The organism is Streptomyces sp. NPDC057010 (assembly GCF_042673805.1).
Lineage (GTDB): Bacteria > Actinomycetota > Actinomycetes > Streptomycetales > Streptomycetaceae > Streptomyces.
In genome coordinates, this window is sequence record NZ_JBHUSC010000004.1 from 251,160 (window position 1) to 268,194 (window position 17,035).

At 71.9% G+C, this 17,035-nt stretch carries 10 protein-coding genes and 1 pseudogene; 6 read left to right on the top strand and 5 right to left on the bottom strand.

Annotated features, from left to right (window positions below; genetic code table 11):
- Window positions 1-553: 553 nt before the first annotated feature.
- Window positions 554-1,246 (top strand): C40 family peptidase, encoded by a 693-nt coding sequence (locus tag ACFTXQ_RS07085; RefSeq protein ID WP_382636644.1) that lies wholly within the window; start codon window positions 554-556, stop codon window positions 1,244-1,246.
- A 94-nt stretch (window positions 1,247-1,340) separates the two neighbouring features.
- The gene (locus ACFTXQ_RS07090) at window positions 1,341-1,724 is read left to right on the top strand and encodes a hypothetical protein (protein WP_382636646.1); all 384 of its coding nucleotides are present in this window, start codon (window positions 1,341-1,343) and stop codon (window positions 1,722-1,724) included.
- Between the two features lie 22 nt (window positions 1,725-1,746).
- Here ACFTXQ_RS07090 and ACFTXQ_RS07095 read toward each other — a convergent pair whose 3' ends face one another.
- From ACFTXQ_RS07095 to ACFTXQ_RS07105, 3 genes are all read right to left on the bottom strand, one after another.
- Window positions 1,747-3,156, bottom strand: a complete 1,410-nt coding sequence (locus ACFTXQ_RS07095) for a cellulase family glycosylhydrolase (protein WP_382636648.1) — start codon at window positions 3,154-3,156, stop codon at window positions 1,747-1,749.
- A gap of 279 nt (window positions 3,157-3,435) precedes the next feature.
- Window positions 3,436-4,725, bottom strand: a complete 1,290-nt coding sequence (locus tag ACFTXQ_RS07100) for a pyroglutamyl peptidase (RefSeq protein ID WP_382636649.1) — start codon at window positions 4,723-4,725, stop codon at window positions 3,436-3,438.
- Between the two features lie 115 nt (window positions 4,726-4,840).
- Entirely contained in the window at window positions 4,841-6,853 is a 2,013-nt protein-coding gene (locus ACFTXQ_RS07105) for a hypothetical protein (protein ID WP_382636651.1), read from the bottom strand.
- Between the two features lie 584 nt (window positions 6,854-7,437).
- On the opposite strand from ACFTXQ_RS07105, the pseudogene ACFTXQ_RS07110 reads away from it, so the two are divergent.
- Window positions 7,438-9,208 (top strand): annotated as a pseudogene (locus tag ACFTXQ_RS07110) (SDR family oxidoreductase).
- Window positions 9,209-9,585: 377 nt separating this feature from the next.
- On the opposite strand, the gene ACFTXQ_RS07115 reads toward ACFTXQ_RS07110, so the two are convergent.
- Both ACFTXQ_RS07115 and ACFTXQ_RS07120 read right to left on the bottom strand, forming a co-directional pair.
- Window positions 9,586-10,257 (bottom strand): response regulator, encoded by a 672-nt coding sequence (locus tag ACFTXQ_RS07115; RefSeq protein ID WP_382636652.1) that lies wholly within the window; start codon window positions 10,255-10,257, stop codon window positions 9,586-9,588.
- A complete protein-coding gene (locus tag ACFTXQ_RS07120; protein ID WP_382636654.1) occupies window positions 10,254-11,402 on the bottom strand; it encodes a sensor histidine kinase in 1,149 nt (382 codons plus the stop codon). The genes ACFTXQ_RS07115 and ACFTXQ_RS07120 overlap by 4 nt, the downstream gene beginning before the upstream one ends.
- Before the next feature lie 264 nt (window positions 11,403-11,666).
- On the opposite strand from ACFTXQ_RS07120, the gene ACFTXQ_RS07125 reads away from it, so the two are divergent.
- From ACFTXQ_RS07125 to ACFTXQ_RS07135, 3 genes are all read left to right on the top strand, one after another.
- Window positions 11,667-13,184, top strand: a complete 1,518-nt coding sequence (locus ACFTXQ_RS07125; protein WP_382636655.1) for an alpha/beta hydrolase family protein — start codon at window positions 11,667-11,669, stop codon at window positions 13,182-13,184.
- Between the two features lie 321 nt (window positions 13,185-13,505).
- A complete protein-coding gene (locus tag ACFTXQ_RS07130) occupies window positions 13,506-14,966 on the top strand; it encodes an acetyl-CoA carboxylase biotin carboxylase subunit family protein (protein WP_382636656.1) in 1,461 nt (486 codons plus the stop codon).
- Entirely contained in the window at window positions 14,963-16,963 is a 2,001-nt protein-coding gene (locus ACFTXQ_RS07135) for a PEP/pyruvate-binding domain-containing protein (protein ID WP_382636658.1), read from the top strand. The genes ACFTXQ_RS07130 and ACFTXQ_RS07135 overlap by 4 nt, the downstream gene beginning before the upstream one ends.
- The last annotated feature ends 72 nt before the right edge of the window (window positions 16,964-17,035 follow it).

Below are 17,035 nucleotides of genomic sequence, written 5' to 3' on the forward strand. Positions count from 1 at the left end.
CGATTGGGGGGACGGGCGACGGCCATGTCGGGCGTGATGCCCTCTCCTTCACCGCCGACGCAACCGCCCGGAGCACCGCCGGGTTCCAGCAGTTCGAGCTGCGCGGTGGGAACCACAACTACTTCACCGGTCAACGCCAGGCCGGCGCCGCCCACATCGAAGCCTTCTTCTCGAAGAGCCTGGTGAGAGGGGGTTTCCCAGAAGTTGCCCGTTTCCCGTTGTGGTGGTCGACGCGCGCCTCCTCGACGCGCAGGGGTGAGGGGACCCAGTCTCGGAGTGCCGGGCGGACGGCCGGTCCGTGCTCCGTACGACGAGCACGCCGCGAACAACACGACGAGCAGACGAACCGCGGGACACCGCGACGGGGATGGGTACGGACATGGCGATGAGGAGAACGGTGGGGGCGGCGGCGGTGGCAGCGACTCTCCTGGCTCTCTGGGGAGGTCCTTGGGGCACCTCGGCGGCTGCGGCTGCAGTACCGGCACCGGGACCGAAGGCGGCGGGGTCATGCGACGTGCTCGCCCCCGGGGCCTCCGCGGTGGCGGAGGGAGCCGTGCGGGCCGCATGCGAACAGATCGGCGTCTGGTACACCTGGGGCGGCGGCCACGGGCCGCAGCCGGGGCCGACGTACGGTCAGGTCGACCCGAGCGACCCGGACAGCGCGCACGACCCGGAGCGGCTGGGCTTCGACTGCTCGGGACTGGTCCGGTACGCCTACGCCCGCGCGGCCGGCGGCGACCCGCTGGCCGGCAACGCCCACCACCAGTTCCACTCGCCGCAGGTGCAACAGCGGTTCACGGCTGCCGAGGGAACCGCGCCGCTGCTGCCCGGGGACCTCCTGGCGTGGGGGTCAGAGGACTCCATCCACCACATCGCGATCTACCTCGGCGCCGGGAAGATGGTCGAGGCCCGGGAATCGGGTACCCGGATCACCGTCAGCGACGTACGGCCGGGCGGGGACTACGCGGGAGCGGTCCGTATGGCCGCGTCGGCGGCCCCGGGCACGTTCAGCACCTGGGGCACCGATGTGTGGACGCACGAGGAGCCGTCCACCGCGAGCCCGCGGGTGCACCGGTTTCCCGGCCCGACCGCGGTGCGTGTCGACTGCCAGAAGCACGCCGAACCGGTGACGGCGGAGGGCTATACCAACGACGCCTGGTCCTACCTGCCCGAGTACGGGGCGTGGATCACCAACATCTACATCAGGGGCGCCGCCTGGCTGGACGGCGTACGCACCTGCCCCTGAGCGCCACCCGCAGCCCTGACCACGAACACCCACTCACTCACTCACCCACTCACCCACCACCCGGCTCCCGAGGGAGCCCTTTCGAGGAGGAAACATGTCCGCAAGCAAGAAGATCGCCCTGGGTCTCGCCGCTGCCGCGCTGGCGGGCGGCATGGCCACCGTGACCGGGCCCGCCGAGGCGACGCCCGCGACCGGCAAGAGCGCGGCCGCCGAATGCGGCGTCCGTGCCGACGGCAAGCTGTGGTGTGGGAACAGGGTCGGTGCCAAGGGCTATGAGCACCGCCGGTACGACTCCGCGGTGCGGGGGCCGCTGAACACGAGCCCCAGCTGGTTCCAGTGCTGGGGCCGTGGCGACCAGCACGCCGGCGGCAACAACGTCTGGTACTGGACCCAGCTGGACAACGGCCAGTGGGGCAACGTCGCGGCAGTGGACGTCCACACGTCGGTCGACCCCGCGCCGGGCCTGCGGGAGTGCTGACGCCCTGAAAGCCGCCGGTGGGCTATCTCGGCCTGATCGTGACCTTGTATGTGGTTCCGGTTCGTCCCCGTGTATTCACGGTGACGCTCTGGCCGTGGCCGTCCCACCGGGCGTTGCCGCCTTGGACCGTGACGCGGTAGCCCTTCGGGTAGACGTCCTTGGGCACGGTGATCTGGGTGGGCCCTTGGGCGTCGCCGCGGGTGCGGAAGGTGAGGGTGTAGGTGCGCGTGGCGGGGTCGTAGGCGAAGCCGAGCGGATCACCCGCGACGGCCCGCGCGTAGGGCTGGATGAGCAGCCGGGCGTTGGGCTTCGCCGCGCCCGTCTGGTCCAGGAAGCAGTAGCCGCCGCCCCGGCACCACTGCCACCACGTCCAGCCACTGGAGAAGCGGTCCAGGGAGGCCGTCATGTCGGTCACGAACTGGCTCGCGTGCGGAACGTAAGGGTTGCCACCCCACTCCCCGACGATCACCGGCATGCGGTTGCGGGTCGGGTAGTCGCCGATCGCGGCCTCGTAGGCGGGGATGAAGGTGCCGTTGGGGTCGTAATCGGCGCCGGTTTCCATCCCGGTCTCGTAGAAGTGCGGCGCGTACCCGGCGTGCGGGTCGTCGATCCGGCCCATCCGGGTGGGGACGCCTAGACCGACGATGACGGTGGGTTCGACGAACACCCACGACTTGTGGTCGACCAGGCGGACGGCCCGCGCAAGGCGGTTCCACATTTCGGTGAGCTCGCCGGCCTCGAAGCGGGCCGCGGCGGCGGGGAGGTCTTCGCCTTCGAGGAACTTCGCGAACGGCTCGTTCATCAGGTCGTAGCCGAGCAGCGCCGGGTGCCCTCCCAGGGCGGAGGCGACCGTCATCCACATGCGGGCGTGCGCGGCGCGGAGATCGGCGTTTTTGTACAGGTGGTCGAAGGAGGCCTGTACGGACGGCTCGAAGTACTCGGAGAACCAGTCGTCGGGTATCGGCGTGAACGGCAACCCGTCGTCGCGGGTGGCCCAGTCGGGAACGCCACGGGAGCCGAAGTGCGGGCCGTACACGTCCTGGTGGGCGTCGAGAACAACCCTGACGTGGTAGTGGTCGGCCCAGTCGAGTATGCGACGCATCTTGGTGAGGTAACCGCGGTCGTAGTGCCCGGGGGTGGGTTCGAGGTCGTCCCAGAAGAACGCCAGCCGCGCAAGGTTGAAGCCCCGGGCGGCCATGTCCCGCAGGTCGCTCTCGTGGATGTCGGCGAACGCGTCGGTGCCCCGGCTGCTCTTGTCGGCGAGGTTGAAACCGCGCCACTGCAGCGCGCGGCCCTGGCCGTCGGCGATGAAGGTACGGCCCCCGACCGTGACACGGTCGGGGCGGCCCTGGGCCGCCTGCGCGGGGAGCACGCCGAGCAGAAGGGCTGCCACGGAGAGGGCGACGGGGGCGAAGCGGGAGGTCCGGCGCATGCAGGAGACCCTTTCGAGGGTGGCTTCCGGGATGGCGTGCTACTGGCCGGTCGGATGTTACTGACGAGCGCCACAACTTCCCATCGTTTCGCATGAGTTGGCGAAGACTCCCGGCTTCGATACCTCGACCGTGAACCGCCAGACGGCGGCGCTGCTGCGCTGCGGACCGACGGAGGCATGGCCCGCAAGCTGCGCATCACGGTTGAAGGCCGCAGACACCCGCGACTCCCGCTCCGTCGGTACGCGCGCGGCTGTCCGGGGCGGAGGCTGCCCGGCGGCTCACGGTCCCGCGGGGGCGGAATGCCGGAGCACCTCCAGCACCTCGGAGGCGATCGCGCTCTCGTTCTGCTCGAACGCGGGGCCGGTCAGCTGGTTGGGGTCGGCGGGCAGCCCCGTGAGCACGGGCGTGTGCAGGTGGCCGCCGGGCAGCCGGGGGCTCAGTTCCGTCCGGAGCCGGTTGGAGCGGTAGGCGACCTCGTTGGAGAGGTAGCCGCCGCCTCCGCCCGCAACGGCGCGGGAGCCGGGAGTCGGCCCGTCCGCACGGTCCACGGGGATGTCCTGACCTGCGGGGATCTCACTGACCTCGGTGTTCAGCAGCACCGGGTACGGGCTCTGGACGGCGGTCATGCTGTCGGTGGGGAGGGTGGTGCGCAGGAACTCCGCTCCCGGGCCGAGGCCCGGCGCCGTGACGGGGTGTGCGTACGTGCCCCCCGAGAGCGCGCCGGCGTTGTCCGGGTACGGGTCGGCCGACCGGGCACGCCCCGCCCACGCCTCCAGCGTGAAGATCCCGGGGTAGCCCTGGCTGATGCTGGTGATCATGTCGGCGGCCCGCGGACCCGCCGCGAGGCGGGGACCGTACGCGCGCTCCACGATCCCGGCGTCGAAGTCGGCGTAGCGCACGGGTAGGACCACGGCCCGGATCTCCACAGGGGTGCCGTCGGCGAGCGTGAGGCGGCGTCCGTTGAGCTGGAGGACCGCGGAGCCCGAGGGGTTGGCCCGGCGCAGTTCGGTGTCCAGGCCGAACGGGTCGAATCCGCTGACGAACAGGCGCCGCACGCCCGGGGTGCCGCGGAAGTCGTTGGTGGTCAGCCCCCGCGAGGCGTCCTCGAAACGGGTGCGCAGGGCCGACCGGTCGACCGGGAACCCTGGCTTCCAGTCCGCCAGTTGGACGCTCATCCGCAGCCGGGTCCAGTACAACGGGCGGTCGTCTCCGGCCGCCAGGTCCCCGCCGGGGCGGCGCTCTTGCGCCCGGTTCACGGCGGCCTGCCACAGTGCCTCGCCCCAAGCGTCGAGGAGGCGGCCGGCCTCGGCGGCGTCGCGCGCGGAGCAGAGCGCGGCCGGGAAGCGGCGTACGAACTCGCCGAACGCGGCCCGCTCCGCGAAGGCGACGGTCCGCGGATCGGCGAGGCGCGCCTGCTCGGGGTCACGGGCGGCGGCAGGACCGGTGGCGGGCGAGGCGGCCTCGGCCCCGCAGAGGGGTGGGGCGGCGGCGTGCGCGGCCGTGGGAGGCAGGACCGCGGTGACGCCGAGCAGGGCGGCGATGAGGGCCGCGCGGCGGAAGATCGTCATGCCATGTGACATTACATAGCGGGGGGATTGGTAGGGCAGGCGATTTCGGGGCAAGCGCGGGACATGACAAGCCAGACGCCGGGGTGCCGCAAGGTACCCCGGCGCCGTCACACCGTCAGCCCGGGCAGCCGACGAAGTCGATCAGGCCGGCCGGTGGGCGCAGGCCCCGGAGCTTCGAGCAGTCCCGGAGGAAGTCGGGATCGGAACTGTCATCCATGACGGGCAGCAGGTTCACCGCGGAGGTGAGCTTGTCCTGCGAACGGGTGAAAACGCTGATGGTGACGAAATCCGAAGCGGGTTCCTCACTCCAGACCGCCGCTACCCACCCGTTCCAGCATTTCGGTTTCCCCAGATGCGGTGATCCCGGAGCGCCGGGCGAGGTGAACAGCTTCTTGACCCCGGTACGAATGACCTCGTCGGAAGGACAGGGGGCTTCCTTGGCGGGGTCGGGCTTCGGTGAACTGCTCTGGCTGGGCGAACTGCTCGGGCCGCTCGGAGCCGGCGTGGGCGAGGCCCCAGTGGTCGGGGAGTTCGGGGAGTTCGGGGAGTAAAGCACCGTTTCCACGTGGTACAGGTCGCTGATCTCTGCACTCAGACCCTCCAGTCCCCAGGGCTTGAAACTGATACCCGCCGACGTGTAGAGGCCGCCCTTGATGACGCGCTCGGACGAGACACCGAGCTTGTCCTCCTCGGCGGCTTTGACGCCCGGAGTGAGATCGACCCAAGGGCCGTCCACGCCGTAGAACTCCAGCTGGAGTCGTACGCCGGCCTTGGCCGTCAGTTCCGTGGTGATGGACGGCCCCTTGTTGAGCCTGAAGTCGTTCTTGAACGAGGCGATCGGACTGGCCCGACCCCCTTGCCACGCCATCCCGGCGACCACCTGCGCCTCCTGGGTGAAGTCGAGCGAAAGGTCCGTCTTCCCCCCGGCGCCCAGGCTCCCCACCAGGCTGACCGAACACGCGACGACCACGGGAACCGGGCCCACCGGGATGGTGAAGACCGCCACCTCGACGGGGTCCGCTGGGAACTGCCACCTCCAGTCGCACTTCTTCACCTCGACGGCCGGCGGCGAGATTTTGATCTGAGCCTTCTCCTCGACCCCGATCGAGAATCGCGCCCCGTCGATTCCGGTCAGGCCCCAATCGGCATACAGCTCCTCGATGTGGGGTTTGACCCCGATGAACGTCACCTCTTCCACCGGTTTGAGGGGCTGGGTGACGGCCAGGGCGCATTCGGCACTCAGCTTGCCGCCGCCGACCGGTGCTTCGGCGTTCTTGCCGAGTGGGGACAGAATGGAGAACGTTCCGTCCCCGCCGGTCTGCACGCTCCCCTCCTCCGGTGGTGCCGCCGGCCGCGCCGGCAGGCCACGACCACCGGCGGATGGGAAGGACGCCTGGGATGCGCGCAGGGGCGGATGCGCTGCCGCCTGCATGCTGTGGGCTGGTGACTGGACCGCTCCGGGCACCGGATACAGGTTGCGGACGTCGATCCGCGCCTTCGGCAGCGCGTCCCGCAGTGTTGCAGGGCCGGTGTCGACGACGAGCTGACCGCTGTCGTCCCGATGTACGGCCGTGACGCGGCGCATGAGCCCATAAGGGGTATGCGGCCCGATTCCGGCGACGACCACGTCGCCCGGCGCCAGATTCCCGGCCTGCCCCGCGGCCTGTGCGAACACCAGTCGACCGCCGTCGGTGACGGGACCGGCCAGTTCCAGCCGGGCCGCGTCGAGAACCTTGGTCGTGTGGGGCACCACGTTGGCGTAGACGGCCTCGGCGTTCGTCGTGGAGCCCCTCCGGACGGATGCCGTGAGCCGGTCCTTCGTCGGGTGGATGTCGGCGTCGCGGCCCCGGCTCGGGTTGACGGTCAGGGTGTACTGTCCCGGGGCTACCTTGTCGAACGTTCGGCTGGCCGTGATGCGGCGCTCGAACCCGTCGGGTCCCTGGACCAGCACATCGGCGGCAGCCCCGCTCGGCAGCTCCTTGACGACCACGGCCAGAACGCCCCGCTGCTCGGCGGACCACCAGCGGAAGCCGGCCAGCAGGGCACACACCGCGATGACGGCGGCTAACGCGAGGGTCGCTTTCCGCGCCCCGCCCCTTCGCGGCAGGTGCGGAGTCCAGTACTTCACGTGCCTCCCCTTCGGACGTCGCCCTCGGAAGTCGGGGGCGCCTGACACTGCGTCGGCCAACCACGAGGCACGCCCAGACGTCACTCCGAAAAGCTCCACGTCACCGACAGGCAAGTACCTTATGTGCACGCAGAGTTCACGACACGCACAGCCCATGCGCTGCGGATACGGGATCGGCCGACGCGGCCGAGTGGGTGAGGTCGCCGCGACCGGGGCCGTGCGCCGCGGGGCCACTCGGGGGTGACGATGACGAATCCGTCGTACGCGGCGATCGTCTCGGCCCAGCGGCGAGTTTGCCGGTTCTGGTACCGGCCTACGCATGCGCTCAGTGAGCGCAGAACGGGCTGTCCTGTGTGGTCGTTATCCCAGATCACGGCGGTCATTGCGAGGACGCGTGGCATGACGCGGACGACGACACCGCCGGATCTGCGGCCTCGCGGCTGTTCAAGATCGAGGTGGCCCTTGACCCACCTGCTGCGTTCGCACAGCCGCTGTGCCTCCCGCCGGACGGGACGATCCTCGTGGCAACGTCGCCCTTCGGGTCCGGCGACCCGTTCTCCGATCTCTTCAGCCGCTTCTTCGGTATGAGTCCGGCAGCCTCGCCGCCGGCCGTGCAGCGCGTGCCCATCGGGCGACTGCTCAGTGATTCCTCGCACGAGCTGCTGGCGGCGGCAGGCGGCCGGGCGCGGCCGAGGACGGGTCCGATCTCGACACCGTGCACCTGCTGTGGGCCGCCACACAGGTGCCGGCCTCCCGGCAGTTGCTGGAGCAGGCGGGCGCGGACCCGGACCAGCTGGCTGCGGACCTGCAGGAGACCCTTCCCGCCGGCACCGGAACCGGCGACCCCGGGCTCACGCCGGCGGTGAAGCGCGCTCTGCTTGCCGCCCACGCCCACGCCCACTCCCAGGCGACCGGTGCCTCGTACATCGGTACGGAGCACATCCTCGCCGCATTGCTGGACGATTCCAGCCTCGCACGCACGCTGGGACCTGGGGGAGTCTCCTCCGGTTTGCGGAGCGGCGGCGAAGCCAGCCGGAGGACGGCGTCGGGCGAGCCCAGCAATACCCCGACCTTGGACGAGTACGGCCGGGACCTCACCGAGGAGGCCCGCAGCGGGCGGAGGAGATCGAGCAGACCGTGGAGGTCCTTTCCCGGCGCACCAAGAACAACCCCGTGCTCATCGGTGATCCCGGCGTCGGCAAGACCGCCATCGTCGAAGGACTGGCGCAGCGGATCGTCGCCGAAGAAGTCCCGAAAGCCCTGCGCAACCGCCGCGTCGTGAGCCTCGACATGGCCGGGCTCGTCGCCGGGTCCAAGTACCGGGGAGAGTTCGAGGAGCGGCTGAAGAAGGTGATCGACGAGGTCACGGAGGCCGAGAGCGGCATCATCGTGTTCATCGACGAACTGCACACGGTCGTCGGCGCCGGCGGAGGCGGCGAGGGCGCCATGGACGCCGGCAACATCCTCAAGCCCGCGCTCGCCCGGGGCGACCTCAGCGTGGTCGGCGCCACCACCATCGACGAGTACCGCCGGTACATCGAGAAGGACGCCGCGCTCGAACGCCGCTTCCAGCCGGTCATGGTGCGCGAACCCACCGTCGAGGAGACGGTCGAGATCCTGAGCGGGCTTCGCGACTCCTACGAGGCCCACCACCAGGTCCGTTACACGGACGAGGCCCTTGATGCCGCGGCCGCCCTGTCCGACTGCTACATCACCGACCGGTTCCTGCCCGACAAGGCGATCGACCTCATGGACCAGGCAGGAGCACGCGTGGCACTGCGCGGCCTCGGCGCCCCGACCGGGACCGCGAGCCTCGAGGACCGCCTCACCGGGCAGCCCGTCGCGGCGGCCGGGGACCGGATCGACGTCCTCGTGAACAACGTGGGAGCGGCCACCGTCCGACCAGGTGGATTTCTCAGTGTCACGGACGGGCAGTGGCAACAGGCGATGAACCTCAACCTGTTGACGGCTGTGCGCGTCACCCGGGAGGTCCTGCCGCTGATGCTGGCCAGGGGCAGCGGGTCGATCGGTCAACGTCTGCTCGGTCAACGCCGTGCTCCCCGACCCGATGGTGATCGACTACTCCGCCGGAAAGGCGGCGCTGGCGAACTTCTCCAAGGCGTGTCCAAGGAGGTGGGCGGCCGCGGGATTCGCGTGAACACGGTCAGCCCCGGCCCGGTCGAGACCGACCTGTGGCTGGGTGGCGACGGCGTGGCGGCCACCGTGTCCCGGGCGACCGGTATGACACCGGAGGACGTGAAGGCCAAGGCGGCGGGTGCCATGGTCAGTGACCGGACGAGCAATGTCACGGGGGCCGACATCACCATCGATGGCGGGCTCCTGCCGACGTGGTAGCGGGTCGGCTCACCTGCCCAGCCGCCACGTGCTCGACGTGCAGGACAAGCTTGCCGCGCGGGTGCTCCGTCACGAGCGCCGATGCCCCCGCCCAGCACCGGCCAGTGCCTCCCTGTATGTCCCCTCCTCCCTGCTGACCTGCGCCGATGGGTCCAGAAACAGGCATCGACCAGCCCGCGGCGCGATGCACGCGCACTTCCTCCACCCCAGGCAGAAGACTCCCGGCACCTACCCCCTGGTCATCCCGTCACCAAGAACCCACCGCAGCCGTACCAAGACCTGCCCTCACCGCGACGCGGGCCCCACCCGCGGTGCCGTCCCCGTCGGCGACATGGGCGGCCCGGTCCGTGGCGTGGTCTGGCCGCTGTGCTGAGCCCTCAGCCGGCGTCAGGCCGGGGGATCAGGCGGTTCTCGTGGGCGAAGACCACGGCCTGGATCCGGTCGCGGAGTTCCAGCTTGAGCAGGATCCGCCCCAGATGGGACTTCACGGTCGCCTCCGCGAGGGACAGGGCGGCCGCGATCTCGGCGTTGGACAGGCCGCGACCGACCTCGACGAGCACCTCGCGCTCCCGGGCGCCGAGCCGGTCCAGCCGCTCGTCGCGGACGGCGGTGCCCCCGTCGGCCAGGTGCGGACGGAAGTCCTCCAGCAGGCGCCGGGTGATCCGCGGCGAGAGCACCGCGTCGCCCGCCGCGATGTTGCGGATCGCGGTGAGCAGTTCCTCGGGCCGGGTGTTCTTCAGCAGGAAGCCCGAGGCCCCGGCGCCGAGCGCGGCGAAGGCGTACGCGTCCAGGTCGAAGGTGGTCAGGATCAGCACCCTGCTCCCCGGGGAGACCTCGACGACCTGCCGGGTCGCCTCGATCCCGTCCGTCCCGGGCATCCGTACGTCCATCAGGACGACGTCGGGGCGCAGCTCCCGGGCGAGGCGGACGGCCTGGGCGCCGTCCGCGGCCTCGCCGACCGGCGCCATGTCGGGCTGGGCCTCCAGGACCGTGCCGAAGGCCATCCGCAGCAGCGCCTCGTCGTCGGCGATCACGATGCGGATCGTCATACGACGCCCGTCCCGCCGCTGCCCAGCAGGAGCCGGGTCCGTACGCCCCAGCCGCCGCTCGGAAGCGGTCCGGCCCGCAGCGTCCCCCCGTAGGCGGCCGCGCGCTCGCGCATGCCGGGGATGCCGTGGCCGGACGGTGCGGCGGCGGGAGGCGCCGGCCGGGGGCCGCTGTCGGTGACTTCCACGCCGACGCTCCCGGCCGAGCACTCGACCAGGACCGTCGCGCGGGTGCCGGCAGGAGTGTGCTTGAGGGTGTTGGTCAACGCTTCCTGCACCAGGCGGTAGACGGTGAGTTGTGCGGTGGCCGGCACATGGGCGTGGCCGCCGCGGACCTCCAGGGCGGTCGGCAGCCCGGCGGCGGCCATCTGGTCGGCGAGCGCCTCCAGTTGGCCGATGCCGGGCAGCGGGTGGCGCTCGGCGTCCGGCTCGTCGGCCCGCAGGACGCCCAAAGAGCGCCGCAGGTCGGTGAGGGCCTGTCGGCCCGTCTCGGAGATCTGCAGCATCGCGGCGGTGGCCCGGTCCGGGGACCTGGTCTGCGCGTAGAGGGCGGCGTCGGTGAGCGCGACCATGACGGACAGGTTGTGGGTGACGATGTCGTGCATCTCGCGGGTGATCCGGGCCCGCTCCTCGGCGACGGCCAGCCGCGCCTGCTGCTCCTGGTGCAGCGCCAGCCGTTCGGCCCGCTCCTGCACGGCGGCGAGGTAGGCCCGGCCGGTCCGCACGTTCACCCCGAGGACGGCGGCGGCGACCACCGTCGCGGAGAGCGCGACGAACGGGGTCAGGAAGGCGCCGTCCGATGCCCAGCGCAGGCAGGCCAGCACGGCCCCGCCCTCCACGACGGCGGCGGCGAGCAGCGTGCCGCTCCGGCCCGTGTGCGCGGCCGCCGTGTACAGGGCCACCAGCAGGGCGGCGTCCGCGGCCAGTTGGACGTCCGCCAGCCACTGGACGAAGGCCGCGGCCACCACGGCGGCGAACACCGCGAGCGGGGCCCGGCGCCGCCACACCAGGGGCAGCGCCAGGGCGGCCGTGAGCGCCGCCGCCACCGGCAGCTCCCGGGCCGGGTACGTGGTCACGACGTGGAGCAGGAGCAACGCCGGCAGTACCGAGTCCCACACCAGGGGCGGTACCCGGTCCCGGTGGCGCACCGTCACACCTCTCCGCCGATCGGTCGTCGTGGCGGCCCGGCCGGGTCCGCCGCCGCGTACAGCCGCAGCCTAGGCCGCGGGTCCGCGGCGCACATGAGCCCGGCGTCGGAGCCGCACCGGGCAGGCGTACGACCACAGGAGGACACCCGTACCTCCCGCAGTCGCAGACCGGCCGCCGCTCCGGGGTGCCCGGTTGCCACCCCGGTCGCACCGCGGCCCGCCCCGGTTGCCATCCCGGTCGAAGTCGGCGGCGACCCGGGGCCGATGCGGCGGCGCGGGCCCGGCGCCGAGCATGGCCGGGTGACCGAAACCATCCCGGGGCTGTCCGTGCCCCTGTCCCTGCCGGACGTCCTCGTCCTCCTGGGCGCTGTCGCGCTGCTGGTGGTGCGCTGGCTCCCCCCGGCCGCCCGCCGGCCCGTCACCGTCGTGGCGGGGGCGGTCCTCGTACCGTCGGCGATCGTGCTGGGCATCGTGGGGATCCGCTGGCACATGCTGCCGGTCCTGGCCGGCGCCGCCGTAGCCTCGGCGTTCGCCCTCCCGCCCCTGCTGCGGCGCGGTGCCGGCCGACCGGCGTGGCGGGCCCGCTGGTGGCTGGCCCTGCCGGGATCCCTGGCCTGCGCCGGCCTGATCGCCACCGGCCCGGTGGCCGCCTGGGCCTTCCCCGTGCCCGTCTTCCCCGAGCCGACGGGCGCCTTCGCGGTCGGCACCCGGGTGCTGCAGTGGACCGACCCGCTCCGCCCCGAGAGCTTCACCGCCGACCCCGACGACCGGCGCACCGTCGTGGTCCAGCTCTGGTACCCGGCCCAGAAGAGTCCTGCCGGCGTACCCCGCGCCCAGTACCTGGGACGCACGCAGGACGAGGCGCGGACCGTCTCCGCGGCCCTCGCCGACGGGTTCGGTCTTCCCGGCTTCCTGGTCGGCGGCGTCGCGAGGGCCCGCAGCCGCGCGGTCGTCGACGCCCCGGTGGCCGACGGGGGAGAGCCGTTCCCGGTCGTCCTCTTCTCCCCGGGTTCGGGCGGGGTGCGGTCCCAGAACACCGCCTGGGCGGAGGAGCTGGCCAGCCACGGCTACCTGGTCGCCGCCCTCGACCACCCGTACGACTCCAGCGTCGTCGTCCTCGCCGACGGTCGCACGATCCGCGCCACCACCGCCTCCTCCGGGGACCGCGACAGGGACGAGGAGCTGGCCGCCGGCTGGACCGCCGTCCGGGCCGCCGACCTCGGCTTCGTCCTCACCCAACTGGAGCGACTGGACCGCGGTGAGACGGGTGAGACCGCCGACCCGCTGACCGGACGCCTGGACACCGGCCGCGCCGCGGTGGCCGGCCACTCCCTGGGCGGAGCCGCCGCCCTGCAGGCGGCCCGGCAGGACCGCCGGTTCGACGCCGTCGTCGACCTGGACGGCTACCCCCACGGCCCCACCGTGCCCGCCCTCGAGCAGCCGGCGCTCGCGCTCACCCAGGAGATCACCGCCGGCACCGACCCGCGCTACCTGCCCCGGCTCACCGAGGCCTTGGAGCACAGCACCGCGACGAGCTACCGGCTCACCGTCCCCGGCGCCGGGCACCTCACCTTCACGGACGGCCCGCTCTACCTGCCGCCGGTGCCCTCGATCGTCGGCACCCTGGGCCGCACCGAGAGCCCGCGCGTCGTCGCCGCGGCCACCCTCGCCTTCCTGGACGCCACGCTGCGAGGCCACCCCGGCGACCCGGCCGCCACCCTCCGGGCCTACGGCACGGTCTCATCATCAGGGGCTCGGGGAACCACGATGCCAACCCCGTGATCGGCCTCGCAGTTCCCCGACCCCCGGAGCTGTCGGCACCGGGTCCTTGCTGCTTCCGCTGCGGGCCAGGCACGAGGATGTCGTCCCGCGGACGCGTGATCCCCAGGGGCTCCGCGCGAATGGCTGAAACACCCTCGTACCGACCCCACTTGGCCATCGTGTTTGTTTGGCGAACACCCAACCGAGTAGGCGTACATCCGTGCGTTCGCCGATTTCGTCGCGGTCCAGTCACCTCTGGTCCGTACGCGGTCATACCGCGTCGTACCGTCCGCCGACGACGCCGTCGCGCCACGCGGCGTCCCCCTCGACCCGAGGAGCACGATGACCCCGATCCTCTTCGTCTATGCCAAGGGCGGCCCTCCTCTGGAGTACGCGGTCCCGCGCATCGCCGCCCACGCCGAGGTGCACGTCCTGGCGCTGGCGCCGTTGCCCCGAAGCACCGAGTCGGTGTGGCTGCCCGGGTGCGCGGCGGTCACCACGGCCGCGCCGAGCGAGGGGGTGGCACTGGTCGACCTGATCTGTTCCCACGCTCGCCGCGTCGCCGCCGAGGCGGTGCTGACCCTGTCGGAGTACGCGGTGGTGGCCGTCGCCTACGCGAGCCTGCGGCTGGGGCTGCGCGGCGCCGGAGAGCGGGTCGCGGGGGCGCGGGACAAGCGTCTGATGCGCAGGATCTGGCGCGACGCCGGGGTGCCCGTACCGGGGTTCGCGGAGATCCACGCTGTGGAGGACATCGCTTCCGCTTTCGAAACGCTCAGGCCGCCGCTCCTCCTGAAGGCCGCCTGGAGCGCGGGTTCCACGGCCCACCTCAGCGTGTGGAACGAACAGCAGGCCGAGGCGGCCTGGAAGACCGGGCGTTCCGTCATGGAAGCCTCCTCCGCGCAGGGTTACGCGGAACTGCACGCCGCGGACGAGGGCGTCAGCGATTTCCTGCTGGAGGAGATCGTGACCGGAGAGGCCTCCGACTGGTTTGACGGGGACGGGTGGGGCGACTACGTCAGCGTGGAGGGGATCGTCGCCGACGGTCACTATCACCCGCTGTGCATCACCGGTCGGATGCCGACGATCGCACCGTTCACCGAGCGGGCGAGCCTGGCTCCGGCCGCCCTCCCGAAGGCGTTGCAGCACCGGATCGAGGAGGTGTCGCGCGCCGCCGTCGACGCGCTCGGCCTCGACACCTGCGCCACCCACACCGAGATCAAACTCGGCGCGGACGGAGCCATGTGGCTGATCGAGGCCGCAGCCCGCTTCGGCGGGGTGATGACCACCCGGCAGGTGGAGACCGTCTTCGGCCTCGACATGATCGGCATGCTGGTGCGCCAGTTGCTCGGCCGGGAGGTCGCCTACCCGGAGCGGATGCTCACCGAGGGCGAGGGCGCCGCCGGATCCCTCGTCGTCCTCGCCGTCGACCCCGAGGGCCGGCCCTGGACCGAACTCCCGGCCTGGGACTTCGAAGCGGTCGACTGGGCCGCCCTGGTCGCGCCGGGATCCCGGGTGGAGCTGGTGCACGAGCACAGCCTCGCGCCGGGCAGCCCGGTACCGCCGTACGAGGAGGCGGGAGGGGCCAATTCCATGGCCGCGCTGTGCTTCCTCACCGCCGGGTCCGGGCCGGAACTCCTGGCCGACTGCCGCCGCCTCATCGCGGCCCTGCCGGCCGCCCTCACCACCCCGTCCACCGCCCGTACGCCCGCCGCCCCGCCCGTGGCCCCCACCGACACCGCCGCCGCCCCCATCACGCCCTCCCCCCTGTCCGCCGACCGCTCGACGCCCGGGAGCACCGCATGACGAACGCCGGAACCATCCCCGCCACGCCGTCCCCCCGGGGCGCCGCCGTGGACACCCTGCTCACGCTCCCCCTGTTCGAGCAGCTGGCCGGGGTGCTGGGCGGGCACCCGTACGTGAAGGTCGTCGTGGATCGCGACCAGGGCCTCTGGCACGTTCTCGACAGCGCCGTGCACTCCTTCCACGTCAACTACATAGCCACCGAGATCCAAGGCCTGACCCTCGAGCAGCTCGACGCCGAACTCGACCGCTTCAACCACGACGTCTACCAGGACCCCGCGCGACGCTTCCTGCTCGGCGTCCTGTCGCTGCACTCCGGGGGCGGCCCTGAGCGGGACGAGCCGTTCATGGTCCTGGAGACCACCGAGGCCGACACCATGGGCGCGGACCTGTTGATCGAGTTCCACGCCTTCGTACGGTCTCACCTCGATCCCGCGCTGGAGCTGCTGGTGAAACCGGCCAACCACGGGCAGGAGAACGCCCTCGCGGCGGTGCCGGAGACCGTGGTGCCCCGTGCAAGGGGTCACGCGCTCCTGGCGACCGCGCCCTTCGTACCGCTGACGCTCGCCTCGGCCACCGGCCGGCTCCGCGCCTTCGCCTCCGGCGAGGAGTACCTGGCCGCCCGCGCGGACCTGACCTGGTACGACATCGTCGCCATGCCCGTGGTCCCCGACGACATCCCGCGGCTCGCGGGCCTGGTCAACGCCCAGCCCACCACCCCGCTGTCGCACACCAACATGCTGGCGGCCGGCTGGGGCATCCCCAACGCCATCGTCCGCGGAATCCTCGACACGATCGCCGACGAGAAGCTCGACGGTGCCTGGGTCCGCTACGAGGTCACCGCCGACGCGTACGTCATCGAGCGCGCCGAGGAGCCGTCGGACCTCGCCGAACCGACCTGGCACACGCAGCGGGTCCGCCTCGACGCTCCGCACGTGACGGACGTACCGCTCGTGCCGCTCTCCGCGTTGCGCGCCCGCGACCGGAACCGCTACGGCACCAAGGCGGCCAACCTGGGGGAACTGCACCACGTACTACGCCACGGCTCGGGCCGGCTGACCGGCTACTACTCCGTGCCCCGCCCGCCCCGGGCCGACCTGCTCGGCCACCTGGCCGCCCGGCTGGGGATGCCCGAGAACGGCGATCTCGCCCAGCACGCGGGCGAGTTCCTGACCCGCAACGTCCAGGCACCGGCGGGCATCGCCGTCCCCTTCTCCGTACAACAGCGCTTCCTGGACTCCTCGCCGGCCGTGCAACAGAGCATCGGCAAGCTGAAGATGGCCCTGGAGCTGAACGCCATGGACGCCGTGGACACGGTCTGCCTCCAGTTGCAGCACTTGGTGCGCACCCTCCCGGTGCCCGAGGACCTGGTGCGCGCCCTGGACACGCAGCTGGTCGAGCACCTGGCGGGCACGGGCCGCTTCGCCGTGCGGTCGTCCTCGAACGCCGAGGACCTGCCGGGCTTCTCCGCGGCCGGGATCTACGAGTCCCACACCAAGGTCACCGACCTGCCGGGGCTGCTGGACGCCATCCGCCGGGTATGGGCCTCCTTGCTCTCCCCGCGCAGCGTGCGGCTGCGTCATCAGGCCGGCATCTCCCTGGACGACACCTACATGGGGGTGATCGTCCAGCGCTACGAGCCGTCCCCGCTCGGAGGCGTCATGGTCACCTGCAATCCGACCAACCGGGCCGACTTCCGCAACGTGTACCTCAATTGCGCGCACGGGTCCACGGCCGATGTCGTCGACGGCCGGACGCTGCCCCTGCAGTACCTGTACAACACGGTCGAGGGCGGTGGCCGCACCGTCTCGCTGGGCGCGGCAACCGAGGACCTGACCCAGGAGACGCGGGCCCACCTGGGCCGGCTGGCGTTGGCCGGCCGCCTGTTCCAGTCCCATTTCGGCACGGACTACACCTTCGCGGGGCCGCTCGACATCGAGTGGCTGCTCGGGCCGGGAGGCGCCCTCCACATCCTCCAGCTGCGCCCGTACAGCGCCTGACCGGCCCGTACTTCCCCTCGTACTGTCCACCCGAAGGCCACGCCCATGCCCCTGCCACTGCCCGCGTCCCTG

Excerpts from the sequence above, each read along its gene's own strand:
- ACFTXQ_RS07095 (WP_382636648.1), bottom strand. The coding sequence starts at position 3,156 with ATGCGCCGGACCTCCCGCTTCGCCCCCGTCGCCCTCTCCGTGGCAGCC.
- ACFTXQ_RS07100 (WP_382636649.1), bottom strand. The coding sequence starts at position 4,725 with ATGACGATCTTCCGCCGCGCGGCCCTCATCGCCGCCCTGCTCGGCGTC.
- ACFTXQ_RS07125 (WP_382636655.1), top strand. The coding sequence starts at position 11,667 with ATGCGGCGGCGCGGGCCCGGCGCCGAGCATGGCCGGGTGACCGAAACC.
- ACFTXQ_RS07135 (WP_382636658.1), top strand. The coding sequence starts at position 14,963 with ATGACGAACGCCGGAACCATCCCCGCCACGCCGTCCCCCCGGGGCGCC.
- ACFTXQ_RS07090 (WP_382636646.1), top strand. The coding sequence starts at position 1,341 with ATGTCCGCAAGCAAGAAGATCGCCCTGGGTCTCGCCGCTGCCGCGCTG.
- ACFTXQ_RS07115 (WP_382636652.1), bottom strand. The coding sequence starts at position 10,257 with ATGACGATCCGCATCGTGATCGCCGACGACGAGGCGCTGCTGCGGATG.
- ACFTXQ_RS07130 (WP_382636656.1), top strand. The coding sequence starts at position 13,506 with ATGACCCCGATCCTCTTCGTCTATGCCAAGGGCGGCCCTCCTCTGGAG.